Here is a 12752-nt window from a genome sequence, read left to right on the forward strand (position 1 = left end):
AAAGATATCTTCAACAAAGAGGGCTAACGTTTCTCTGTATGAAGACAATTTTGGGAAACTAAAGTAAGAAGATTCATCTAAATGGTCTAAGCTGTTTATAGATAAAGCTAAGAGTAGTTGCCGAATTTGTTCTAAATCGTATCTTTCACGAACATTTTGTTTGCTCTTATCCACAAGAAATAATTGAAAAAAAGGATACAGAGCATTGTGTGTTTCTTGGGCATCTTCAATTAATTCTGAGATTATTTCTAGAAGAATGCTTGAATTTAGTATTTGAGATATGTTACTATAAGATACCTCCCCCGGTATCAATACCGTTCTTTCAAAACTCATTGTAACCCTCCCTTTTGACGGTCTTTAGAAATTTTAATTTAGCGCCCCTTCACCCCGCAGCCCACCCAGACTGAAACTAATCAACATCACCTAATATTTCACCGAAAGTTTTTAAAACCTCTTTTAAACCTTCTTTTGTTTTTGAAGAGAAAGGTAAATAAATATATTCGCCATAAGATGAAAAACTATTTTTTATTTCTTCAAAAAGTTTAGCTCTTTCAGATTTCTTTAATTTATCAGATTTTGTTAAGATAAACAAAAAAGGTGTGCCTAGATCTTTGAGCCATTCAACCATAGCATAATCCAATTTTTGAGGCATATGTCTATGATCAATAAGCACAGAAACAACATTCAAAGAAAATCTATTTTTAAAGTATTCGTTCATCAATATGTTCCATCTTTCTTTTTCTTGTTTTGAAACATTCGCAAAACCATACCCAGGTAGATCAACGAAATAATATTTGTTATTCACCAAATAGTAGTTGATGGATCTGGTTTTTCCTGGGGTAGAGCTCACTTTTGCTATTTTTATGCCTAAAATGGCATTCAAAAAGCTCGATTTTCCAACATTAGACCTTCCTGCAAAGGCGATTTCTTTTTTATCGGGTGGTGGGAGATCTTCAATGTTGTAAACGGTTTTTATTAATTGAGCTTTGTATACTTTCAAGATGTCAATGGTCCTCCTCTAAAGTTCTTTGATTTCAACTTTTGCTTCGTTAGGATCTATTATACCATAAGTTGCCTTCCCAGTTAGCCATCCAGAAAATTCTCCTGGGTTGAGTATAATAGTTTTACCGGTTTTTCTACTTACTATTTCATGGGTGTGACCGAAAAAGATGTAATCATAAATCCCAGAATTTTCAGCGGCAACTAAGGAATAAGGTTCGTGCATGAGGAATATCTTTTTACCATCTTTTTTTATGGTGATTGGTCCGTTTCTTATCTTTTTATTAGATTTTTCATAAAGTAATAACTTTTCTCCGTCGTTGTTACCAAAGACACCATAAAAGTCGATGTCATCATAGATTAGATACGGTAAAGTAAACGGAGCTACAAAATCTCCACAATGGAAGATAGTATCGATATTGTATTCTTGAATTAAATCTGGGATCTTTTTAAGTTTATCCATGTTGTCGTGAGAGTCAGATAATATTAACCACATTAGATCACCCCTTAGTTACCACTTTTTGTTAATCCACCTGATATAAACGACCTTGCCACTTTCAACGGATATTTCTATTTTATTTTCTGTAGCTTCGTTACTAATGCCTAAGGATTTAAAATCAGAGATATCTTTTTTGTTCAATGGATATTTGAATCCTTTAAGAGTCAGCCCTATAACGGGTTCTCCTATTCTTAAAATGGACCAACTTTCACCGATCTGGGCTTCTTCTTCTACTATTTTATTTACTATACCAATTTTAACGTCTTCTTCAAGAATAACAGGATTTAGATCTATGTATTCGGCTAGGAGGAATACACTTGCCATTTCTTGATCGATGCGATTACCCAAAACCCCTGATAAAATAACGTTTTTGTAGTGATTTTCTTTTAGAAATACTAAAGCCAATTCGGTGTCAATCTCATCTTTTTCTTTTGGATATTTCAATATCTCGGTGTTGTTATTTTCTGCCCACTGAAGGTCTTCAATAGAAGCAGAATCAAAATCTCCTATTAAATATTTTGGTGGTGAGTTTAACTTTTTGAAGATTTTGATTCCAGCATCACATGCGATTGTCAAGGTTGCCTTTTGTATCATTTTCATATAAAATCCCAACGAGCTTCTTTGTTCTGCTCCAGATATTATATAAACTATAGTTTTTTCGCCTCCCAAAATGATTTTAGGTTCATGAGTTTAATTGTTGAATTGTCTTATATAGATTGTCTGCAATTATTTTCGGAGTTAAAGAGTAATTTGTGTGCTCTAAGGATAGGTCTCTTGCAGTTTTATATACCACATAGCTTCCAATTATGCAAGCTTGCAACGTTGTTAAGCCTTGAGCAATATATGATCCGAGAACTCCTGATAATAAATCTCCCGATCCTCCCTTAGCTAGACTTGAATTCCCTGTTATGTTGAAATATGTTTTTTCGCCGTTTGTTATCAAGGTAGTTGATGATTTGAATACGATGGTACAATTCAATTCTTTTGCGTACTCTTCCAAACCAAACACATCATTTTTAACGTTTTTATAAACTTTTGATAGTTCTCCCACATGAGGAGTTATAACAAAATTTTTGTTTAATTTTACATCTTTCTCTTTTAAAATTGATAGAGCGTCTGCATCTAAAACGAACTTTTTGTCATCTTTGTAAGTGTTAACCAATTTTGTAACAAAGTCTTTTGCATTTTCAGTTATACCGGGACCCAAAACTATGACGTTAGATTTTTCGATTTCTTCCTTTAAATTGTCAACGTCTTTTTCTTCAAAATGTTCTTTTTTTAAGGATCTGTAGATTATAGATGGTTCAAGCGCTAAAACGTGTGATGAATCACCCGGTGTAATCAGCTTAACCATACCAGCCCCGGTTTTTTGGGCCCCGATAGCTGAAAGGATAGGGGCACCAGGGTATTTTTCACTACCGGCAAGTATCAAAACCGTTCCAAATTTGTACTTGTAAGAATCTTCAGGTCTGTTTGGGAGTAAGTTCTTAACGGTATTCTCTAGTATTAGTTCCCGATTTATTGAGTTTATCAACGAGTTGTCGAAAGATAGAGGTGCGACCTTTATTTCTCCACAATACTCTCTTGCGGGATAAAGCAGTTGGCCAATTTTTAAAAAGCCAAAGGTAACCGTTTGATCAGCCTCAACTGCGGTTCCCATCACTTCACCTGTGTCAGACGATATCCCTGATGGAACGTCGACTGACAATACCTTTGATCCCGAAGAGTTTATGCGTGTTATTGCTTGGGCAACATCACCTTTGACTTCTCCTGTCAAGCCTATACCTATTAATCCGTCTATTATGAGATCGTATTGAGAATAATTTATCTCATCAATGCGGGAACGATAAATATTAATTTCGTATTTTTTGGCGATTTCGAGTTGCTTTTTAAAGCCAGGACTTCCTTGAGTTGGATCGCCTACTATAAGTATTTCAACGTTGTAACCTCGATTTTTGAGAATTCTACCAGCTGCAATTCCATCACCTGCGTTGTTACCTTTTCCTACTACACAGAGAATGGAAGTAGGTTCAAAGGTTTCTGCTATATCTGCCACAGAAAAAGCCGCTTGTTCCATCAGCGTTTCTGAGGCTATTCCTTTCTCTATAGTCAATTTGTCTATTAATTTTGCCTGGGAGGAAGTAATTATCTTCAATTTATTCACCCCTAGATTTTTTATTTGTTCTCCATGTTCAATATCAAATCATTTTTTGAACACATTTCTTCGGTTTTTGGTCCGTAAGAAATGTAGTCAATATCAACTCCGATTTGTCCTTCAATATACGATAAATATTTTAAGAAATTAATATCGTTGGTATCTTTCCAACCATCCAATTCAGTATAAATAGGTTTGGCAACAAAAAAGTCATAAGAAGAAGATGGAGTATCTTTTGTTTTTCCGTTGACCTCATAATGTGTACAAACTTTTATCTTATCTAACCCGTTTAAAACATCTGCCTTGGTGATTACAAGCCCTGTTAACCCAGACCTTATTTTTGCGTATCTCAAGGCAGGGAGATCTAACCAACCAACCCTTCTTGGTCTTCCAGTTGTCGCCCCATATTCTTTTCCTAATTCCCTAATTTTGTCAGCTTCTTCTCCAAAAATTTCTGTTGGGAAAGGCCCCGATCCTACCCGTGTTGTGTAAGCTTTGAGTACGCCATAAACCTCATCTAGTTCGAACGTTGAAAAACCTACGGAGGAAACTCCATGAGCCATACAAGAAGACGATGTGACAAAAGGATAGGTGCCAAAATCCAAATCTAACAAAACACCTTGGGCTCCTTCAAACAGTACCGATGTACTTCTGAAAACATTCCCCATCTCTACCGCACTAGCGTAATTTATCTTCAATTTCTCCAATTCATTTTTGGTTTTCATTAAGTATTCAAACACATCATCTTTTGAAGTTTTTAATTTATTGCCATACTGAGTACTTTTTAGGTAGTATATATCTTCCAAACGTTCCTTAAGCATTTTTTCATCGAACAGATAGTAGAGTTTTATACCTTCCCTTGATACCTTATCGGTATAGGCAGGTCCAATTCCTCTTTTTGTTGTTCCTATAGGCTTTTTTCTCATACTTTCTATAATTTCGTCTTCTTCTTTGTGCCACGGAAGTACCAAAAAGGTTTCTAAATCAATGTAAAATTTAGAGGACATTCCAGGAAAATCTGCTTCTAGTATATTTAGTTCCTCTACTAGTTTTTCTAAATCTAAAACCATTCCCGCACCTAAAAAACCTTTAGATTGAGAATTGGGCATAATAGAAGGAAGCATGTGATTCACGTATTTTTTGCCTTTGTAATAAATGGTATGACCTGCGTTCGCTCCTCCTGAAAAGCGTACTATCCATTCAAACTTTTCTGAAAAGTAGTTAACAACCTTACCTTTACCTTCATCGCCCCATTGGGCACCCACAATCGACATCTTTTTCATCATTTTTGTACGATGATACGTACCTTCCTCCCTTCCAGTGATAAAAATTCGGTAACTTTTGTTTGCAGTAGTGTGCAAACGAAGTTTTTTTGCTGCTTCGTGCAAAACGTCTTTTTGTAATTGTTTTAGAGTAATTTCCATACCCTCATTTGCTTTTTTTGCAAAAAAGCTTTATTCGTAATGCTTTTGGGGCGATTTCCTAATCTTCATTTGATTCGCAAATGACACATGATTTTGGGGAGTTTAAGGGGTTCACCCCTTAATAATGATAGGTTTCATTGTGCAATATCTTATTAACTCTAAACAGTTGCTCTAAAAGGATCAATACGGCAAATTCGTGTGTGAAAGTTAGTTTGGATAAAGATAAAATAGAATCAGCGTTATTGTAAATTTTATCAGAATGGCCCAAAGGACCACCAACGATAAAATTTATGAATTTAGATCCCGATGAGCTTTTTATCTGTTCATAAAATTGGGAAAATTTTATAGAATCCATCTGTTCTCCTCTTTCATCCAATAAAACGTTGAAAGAATCCGGGAAATATTTTTCGAACTTTTTGAAATCTTTTTCTTTGTAAATTGAAGGAGGTGTCTTGTTTAAATCACCGGACAAAGGAAGTTGTATCAGTTCAATTTTTTCAAACTTCTTTATCCACTTTAAATATTGTTTGACTCCATCTATTATATATGGGCTTTTTAAAGGTCCAATAACTATGATTCTAGTCATTTTTCTTCATTTGGAATATATTTTGTTTTGGAGATCTCTGATTCGGTTAACAATTTTTCTTCTATTGTAAATAATTCTCCATCCAAATTACCTATTAAGTTTTTAAACGATTGTAAAAACAATTTTCCCGTTAAAGGAGATGGCAGGGATACTTTCTCTATTTCACATCCAAAGTGTTCTATTATCGCTTTAACTTTACTGTAAAGCAAATAGAGAGATACATCCCCCTCTTTTGCATTTAAAGTGAGACTGAATTTACCGCTTTGTTTTCTTTCTAAAAATACACTAGCAGGTAAATTCAAATCTATTTCTTGTTTTATTTGTTCTGCTAACCACTTGTCTAAAGTACTTATATGGAATTCCAAAGATATTAGAAAATCTCTGACTCCCATTACAGTTGCTCCCGCAGTGGGATGAGGGTGATTTGGACCAAAATCTGGTTCCCATTCAGGGAAAGACATTTTTTTCGCTAAGAACTCAAATTCACCTTTTCGCAAGGTGTTAATATTTCTACGGTATTCGTTTTTGGCGGATTTTTCGTATAGATATATAGGCAATTCAAAACTTTCAGAGATTTTTTTTGCTAATCTTTTTACAAGATTATTCGCCTCATCAAAGGTCGTTGATATTAGTGGAACAATTGGTATAACATCTACGGCACCTAATCTTGGATGATAACCACTATGATTTCTGAGATCTATATTTTCCACACATATTTTCACCATTTCAAATAAGAAAGCCTCAATTTCGTTTAATTCACCTACAACACTGATGAAGCTCCTATTGAAGTATTCATCACTTTTACAAGAGATAAACCAAATCTTATCATAATTCTCAGAAAGGTCTTTGATTTTGTTGATTAATTCTTTGTTTTTCCCTTCACTAATGTTTGGTAAGGTCTCTACGATTTTCATCATTGTTCACCTCGTAATGTTTTTTTCTACCATTAAACCTTTTGTTGCAATTCCCAATATTATAGAAAAAGTAACAAAAGAAGAACCCCCATTTGATAACAGGGGTAGAGGAATCCCTGTAATAGGTAACATGCCTAGATTCATTCCAATATTTTGAAAAATATGAAAAAAGAACAAAAATGCAGATCCAACATAAAAATACTTCCAAAAAAGGTCTTCGCTTTTTTTGTACCCTTCGTATAGTCTCCAAAGTATTGTTGAATAAAGTATTAGAATCAAGGTTACCCCCAAAAATCCAAACTCTTCTCCGATAACGGCAAAGATAAAATCTGTATGACTTTCAGGTACGAACCCACTCAAATTCATATATCCATTCATATATCCTACCCCTAACAGGCCACCAGAACCTATAGCTTTTATCGCCTGAGCGGTGTTATAATAATAACTTAGAGAGTAAGTTTGAGGAAAGAGAAAGCCTGTTATCCTTCCTTTTTGGTATTCTTGGAGGTTGTAAAAAATTATTGGACTGGCTATCAAAGCTAATCCTAAAGAATACTGCCATAATTTTTCGAACCTTCCTGAAACAAAAACTAGAGCAAACCACGTAAATAATACTATAATTGAAGTACTAAAATCCGGTTCTTTGTATATTAACGCTGTAGAAAAAAAAATCATCATTGATGCAAAGTAAAACCTTTTATTATCATTTTGAGAAAGAACGTAACTGAGATATAATAACAATACCAACTTAAATATTTCAGATGGTTGAAAACCTATAGGTCCCAGCCTTATCCATCTATTAGTCCCACTAACTGGTGTGGTGAAAAGTACCAAAACCAAGCTAAGAATTACTAAATAAAATAGAATAGGGGTATATTTCTTAATAAACCTTTCTGGAACGAAGATGGTAACGGCAAAAAAACCGGACCCTATAATAATCCACATCAATTGTTGATTTTCTATTCCCTCTAAAGGGCTATTGATTACTGCACTTTTAACGGATAAAAATCCTAGAATTGCCAACAACACGTAAGCGATAACAAGGATAAGTTCTATTTTTTTTATATATTCTCTTCTTTCACCTGTTAAATTTGTAATAGAAAAAGAATTCACTTAAAGTATCTCCCTTTACGAATTTCGATAAGAGCTTGCCTTTTATCAACATTATATTATATCATACTGATATATTAAAGAGTAAATTTAAAGCTTTTAAAGGTATAGAATCGGTGGGGAGCGTAGCGAAGGGGCGCTATCTAAAGAGTTTTTAAGAGGAGGAAAAGTCCAATAATGATAGGCGACAATTTAATTCTTTTGGATAAAGTAGATTCGACAAACAACTACATTAAAAAACACTGGAATGAACTACCATCAGAAACTGTAGTTTGGGCTTTGGAACAAACAGAAGGTTACGGAAGGAAAAACAGTAGGTGGTATTCCCCCTTGGGAGGTTTATGGTTTTCTGTGCTTTTTAAACCCCGTAAAAGACCTTTGATTCCATATTATTATTTGAGAATGTATTCTTTAGTAATTTACAACGTTTTGAAAAAAAAATATAAGTTGAACCCCGTCATTAAATGGCCTAACGATATTCTGATAAATTCTAAGAAGGTGTGTGGAATTTTAGGAGAAAGTGTTTATAATGGGGGTTCACCGGGTTGCGTCATAGTGGGAGTAGGAATAAACGTTAACAACGAATTACCTGAAGAAGTCTCCAATAGCTCAATTGCTTTAAAAGATCTCGTTGGCAAAGAAATTGCATTGAGAAAACTTTTGAATGAATTGAACCATGTTGCTTACCATTCATATTATCTAAAATACTTCAAACCCAAAGCGATTTCTGCTATAACAAAATTGTGGTTAAATCATTTGAATGTGAAAATAGGAGATAGGGTCCAAGTATCAACTGAAAATGATGGAACTCTTTATGGAAAAGTAAACGATATTCAGTCAGATTATTTAGAGATAATAGACGATAACGGGGAGATAAAAAAACTAAACTCTGGGGAATTAATTGTGCTATAATCTTTAAGTAAGGTGACAAACGGTTGATAGTTATGATACAATATATTTGTTGAACTTCAATCTGTAAAAATTAATCATAAAATTTAATAATAATTCTTTTTGGGGAATAAGTTTTGATTTTAAAAGAGTAACGATGCAGAGAGTAATTTTTATTTCTTTGGGGAGGTATACAATGGCGCTAAAAGTGCTTATTTCAGAAGAGGAGATACAAAAAAAGATTGAGGATTTGGCTAGCCAAATAGAAAATTATTATAAAAGTATAACTGATGAAATTGTTGCGGTATGTGTGTTAAAAGGATCTGTTAATTTCTTTAGTGATTTAGTAAAAAAGATACATTTAAACGTTAATTATAATTTCATACAGGTATCTAGTTACTCAGGGGATATAACTACAGGAAAAGTAAAGGTAAAAAGTTGGCTTGATGAGCCCCTTGAAAATAAGCATGTTTTAATAGTTGAAGACATTGTAGATACTGGAAACACGTTAAAATATATAGTAAAATATTTAGAGATGCAAAATCCCTCCTCTTTAGAAATTACATCAATAGTTGTAAAAACAATTCACGAACATGGAATTCAAGTAAGGTTTCCTGGATTTGAAATCGGAGATAAATTTGTGGTAGGATACGGATTGGATTATAATGAAAAATATAGAAACTTACCGTACATTGGATATATTGAATAAGGAGGCAAATGTAATATGGATATTGAACAGTACGTATCGAAAGTCAGAGAAGCAGCTAAGTATATTCAAGAAAAAACCATGAAAAAACCTAGAATCGCGATTATTTTGGGTTCTGGATTAGGGAAAATTTCTCAAAATTTAGAGGATCCTCTTTCAATCCCTTATTCTGATATTCCAAACTTCCCTAGCTCCACCGCTCCCGGCCATAAAGGTGAATTAATGATAGGGAGTTTGAGTGGTAAAGATACATTACTGATGAACGGAAGATTTCATTACTACGAAGGGTACACCATGAAAGAGGTAACCTTTCCAATTCGGGTGATGCAAGAATTAGGTATAGAAACTCTCATAGTGACTAATGCGGCAGGAACGTTAAACCCCGATTTTGAAGTTGGTGTGCCTTGCATAATTACAGATCATATCAATTTTTTTGGTGACAATCCATTGATTGGACCAAATTTCGATGATTGGGGTCCTAGATTTCCTGATATGACAGAAGTTTACTCGAAATCTTTGGTGCAAGAAACCTTTAAATCCGCTAAAAAACTAAATATTAAAGTATATTCTGGTGTTTATTTGGGTTTAAGTGGTCCTACATTTGAAACACCTGCTGAAATGGCTATGATGAGAAATTTTGGTGCTGATTTGGTAGGGATGTCGACTGTACCAGAGGCTATTGTTGCAAAACATGCTGGTATGGAGATTTTAGGTATCAGCGCTATAACAGATAAAGCTGTTCCTGAGCAACTGAAAGAAGTTAGTGCAGAAGAAGTTTTGAAGATTGCAGAAAAAACTGGACAAAGTATAGCAGATATCATAATGGACTTAATAGATATCTTTTAGAAGGTGTTTTATTGAAAGTTTTTGTTTCTTTAGTAACTTTTATATTTCTGCCGGTTTTTTTCTTTTCTTATTATGAAGTTTACGATTACTTTTTCATGAAACCGGATACTTATTTTGAATACAATTCAAATTCCACTGGGAAGTTTGGAATTGAGTTTTATTCTATTAACAAATATCCGATAATGGATTCAAATAAATTGTTAGAAAGTGTGTGGTCCCAACCGCGAACGTTGATAGGCGGGCAAATGATGGTAGAATCGTCTAATTATACGCATGCTATTTCGTCTTCTAAGGCGATGGGACTATTTCAATTGAAAAATCCGACGGCAGTGGATTTACACGTTTATAATTCATTTGATCCGTATGACAATCTAAAAGGGGCATTAGAATACCATGGTTATCTTCGGCGGCTTTTTGATGATGAAAGGTTGCAGATTATAGCATACCATGATGGACCTACCGCAGTTATGGCGGGGAAGGTGTCTCCTGCTGGTGAGACATACTACGAGAGGGTAAAAAGAGCCCAACGAAATTATTCTAACACAAAAATATATTCCCCTTATTTCGTAGGAGGTAGAGTGTCTTATTACTCAGAAGATGAAGAAGATAAAATATCTACGGAATTTAAAGGTGGATTTGCTTATAGGAAAGTTGAAATATACGGGAATGTTGGTTTAGAGCTTCCTTTAGAACAAATCCAAGAATTTGATTTCAGGGACATCCAAACAAATTATGGTTATACCTTTTTGTATGTACCTAGAACGAATTTAGGTTTTGGTATTGAAGGGAAAACCGTTCCTGAAGACCTTGTTTTGCGTATAGGTTTACCGTGGCAAAACTTTATTCTGAAAGGGCCGAAAAATCCTGAGTTAATTTATAAACACGAATTAACAAATAATTGGACCTCAAAAATATTAATACATACTGACAATTTGCTACTTTCCAGTTATTTTTCAATATACAACTTAGACCTTTTCGTTGGGTATGAAGTATATGAAAGTTCTATAAATTTAGGTTTTAGATTAGCCTTTTAAAAATTTTTCTGGAAGGGATGGCTATATGGAAAAGTATTTGCAACAAATTAGAGATTGGTGGAAAAATCTAGAAGAAAGAAAAAAACGAAACTATATAGTTTTGTTTTTTTCTGTTATTGTGTTGATAATATTCTTTTCTATATTACTTTCAAGAAAAAGTTATGAGTTTTTTATCGGAGGTTTGGATCAAGCAAATGCTGGTAATATTGTAACAAAGTTCGAAGAAATGGGTATAGAATACAAAGTAGATGATTATGGTAATATTTTCGTTGCGAATCAGAATGTATCAGAACTGAGAATGAGATTAGCCAGCGAAGGCTCATTGGGTTACAAGCTTCAAGGTTATGAGCTTCTTCAGAATCAAGGTTTTGGAGCTACCAGTTACGATAAGCAGGTCAACTATCAGATAGCTTTGGAAGGAGAGTTATCTAGGAGTATAGCTTCTATACAATCGGTACAAAGCGCTCGCGTTCATTTGGTTATTCCTCCAAGAACTTACTACCAAGTTGGTGAAAGTCCAAAGCCTTCAGCCTCTGTTTTGCTAGTATTGAGACCTGGAATGAGTATAACTTCAAACCAAATTAAGGGGATAATTAATTTAGTAGCTGGAGCTGTAGCTGGGTTGCACCCAGAGAATGTAAAAGTAGTAGATAATTTTTCTAACGATTTGAGTGCTCAGGTTGCCGTGGGAGAAGATATTAGTAGTGCTGATACTAAATTTAAGTTAAAAACCGAAATTGAAAAATATTATAAGCAAAAAGTAGAAAGCGGCTTACAATCGGTTTTTGGTTTAGGAAATGTTGTTGTGGTTCCTGAAATAGAATTAAAATGGCAAAAAATAGAAGAAGAACAAAGAAAAGTCGAACCGGTTGTTGATGAAAATGGAATAATTTTAAGCCAGCAGACTAGGTCAGAACAAAGTAGTTCTTCTCCTTCAGGAGGAGTACCGGGTGTTGATTCGAACATCCCCCCCTATACTTATCAAACGCCTACAAGTACAGGAAATTATTACAGTAGCTCTGATGTTATTACCAACTACGATGTCAATGAGATTTATCAAAGGACGATTGAAGATAAAAGCGGGGAAATATCTAATAAGAGTGTTACGCTCTTTATCGATTTTCAAAACAGTAAAGTTGACGATAATCAAGAATTGAGGTCTCAAATCACAAAAGCAGTCTCAACAGCTGTTGGTGCACCTGAAAATAATATCTCTTTAGTTGATATACGGTTCAATAGAGATTTGGAAGCGATGAGAGCAAATGTTGAATATCAATTACAACAGAGAAGACAAAGAATCGCGAATATTGTTATTACTATAATTGTAATCGCATTCATTATGATGCTTATCATCCTTGTTGCTAGAGCTCGTAGAGCCAGAAAGGCTTCAAAACTCGTCGAAGAAAGAAAGCGACAATTAGAATCAAGAGTTGAAGAAGCGATGAAAGAAAGAGGGGTAGAGGTTGAAGAAGTTTCACCTGAACAAGAAAGATTGAGAGAGATTGCAACTTGGGCGGAAAATAATCCAGATGAGGTTGCAGATATCATTAAATCTTGGCTTAAAACTCGTTAAAGGTTAAAAGGAGTTGTT

General features: G+C 34.4%; 13 protein-coding genes and 1 pseudogene. 5 read left to right on the top strand and 9 right to left on the bottom strand.

Features of this window, described 5'->3' with window-relative positions; genetic code table 11:
- From AD60_RS06800 to AD60_RS06840, 9 genes and pseudogenes are all read right to left on the bottom strand, one after another.
- Positions 1–333 (bottom strand): annotated as a pseudogene (locus tag AD60_RS06800) (ATPase); the annotation flags it as partial.
- A gap of 76 nt (positions 334–409) precedes the next feature.
- Entirely contained in the window at positions 410–1000 is a 591-nt protein-coding gene (gene yihA, locus AD60_RS06805) for a ribosome biogenesis GTP-binding protein YihA/YsxC (RefSeq protein WP_103877034.1), read from the bottom strand.
- A gap of 18 nt (positions 1001–1018) precedes the next feature.
- On the bottom strand, positions 1019–1495 hold the full coding sequence (locus tag AD60_RS06810) for a metallophosphoesterase (protein WP_103877035.1): 477 nt from the start codon (positions 1493–1495) through the stop codon (positions 1019–1021).
- A gap of 15 nt (positions 1496–1510) precedes the next feature.
- On the bottom strand, positions 1511–2167 hold the full coding sequence (locus tag AD60_RS06815; RefSeq protein WP_103877036.1) for a thiamine diphosphokinase: 657 nt from the start codon (positions 2165–2167) through the stop codon (positions 1511–1513).
- Positions 2168–2180: 13 nt separating this feature from the next.
- Complete coding sequence (locus AD60_RS06820; protein ID WP_134080033.1) at positions 2181–3653, bottom strand: NAD(P)H-hydrate dehydratase; 1473 nt, start codon at positions 3651–3653, stop codon at positions 2181–2183.
- A gap of 20 nt (positions 3654–3673) precedes the next feature.
- Entirely contained in the window at positions 3674–4936 is a 1263-nt protein-coding gene (locus tag AD60_RS06825; protein ID WP_103877062.1) for an adenylosuccinate synthase, read from the bottom strand.
- Between the two features lie 259 nt (positions 4937–5195).
- Positions 5196–5663: a 23S rRNA (pseudouridine(1915)-N(3))-methyltransferase RlmH gene (locus AD60_RS06830; RefSeq protein ID WP_103877038.1), complete on the bottom strand. Its 468-nt coding sequence runs from the start codon at positions 5661–5663 to the stop codon at positions 5196–5198.
- Positions 5660–6580: a glutamate formiminotransferase gene (locus AD60_RS06835; protein WP_103877039.1), complete on the bottom strand. Its 921-nt coding sequence runs from the start codon at positions 6578–6580 to the stop codon at positions 5660–5662. Before AD60_RS06835 ends, AD60_RS06830 begins: the two co-directional genes overlap by 4 nt.
- Positions 6581–6583: 3 nt before the next feature.
- Entirely contained in the window at positions 6584–7690 is a 1107-nt protein-coding gene (locus tag AD60_RS06840) for an FtsW/RodA/SpoVE family cell cycle protein (protein ID WP_103877040.1), read from the bottom strand.
- Between the two features lie 174 nt (positions 7691–7864).
- Here AD60_RS06840 and AD60_RS06845 point away from each other — a divergent pair, with 174 nt between their 5' ends.
- The 5 genes from AD60_RS06845 to fliF all read left to right on the top strand — a co-directional run bounded on the left by AD60_RS06845 (position 7865) and on the right by fliF (position 12734).
- Complete coding sequence (locus tag AD60_RS06845) at positions 7865–8599, top strand: biotin--[acetyl-CoA-carboxylase] ligase (protein ID WP_103877041.1); 735 nt, start codon at positions 7865–7867, stop codon at positions 8597–8599.
- Positions 8600–8771: 172 nt separating this feature from the next.
- The gene (gene hpt, locus AD60_RS06850) at positions 8772–9284 is read left to right on the top strand and encodes a hypoxanthine phosphoribosyltransferase (RefSeq protein ID WP_103877042.1); all 513 of its coding nucleotides are present in this window, start codon (positions 8772–8774) and stop codon (positions 9282–9284) included.
- Positions 9285–9299: 15 nt separating this feature from the next.
- On the top strand, positions 9300–10127 hold the full coding sequence (locus AD60_RS06855; protein ID WP_103927510.1) for a purine-nucleoside phosphorylase: 828 nt from the start codon (positions 9300–9302) through the stop codon (positions 10125–10127).
- A gap of 11 nt (positions 10128–10138) precedes the next feature.
- Entirely contained in the window at positions 10139–11161 is a 1023-nt protein-coding gene (locus AD60_RS06860; RefSeq protein WP_103877044.1) for a lytic transglycosylase domain-containing protein, read from the top strand.
- Positions 11162–11186: 25 nt separating this feature from the next.
- Positions 11187–12734 carry a flagellar basal-body MS-ring/collar protein FliF gene (fliF, locus tag AD60_RS06865; protein ID WP_103927511.1) on the top strand — a complete coding sequence of 516 codons (1548 nt, stop codon included), beginning with the start codon at positions 11187–11189 and terminating at the stop codon, positions 12732–12734.
- Positions 12735–12752 lie beyond the last annotated feature (18 nt).

This window comes from Petrotoga sp. SL27, assembly GCF_002924605.1.
Taxonomy (GTDB): Bacteria; Thermotogota; Thermotogae; order Petrotogales; family Petrotogaceae; genus Petrotoga; species Petrotoga sibirica.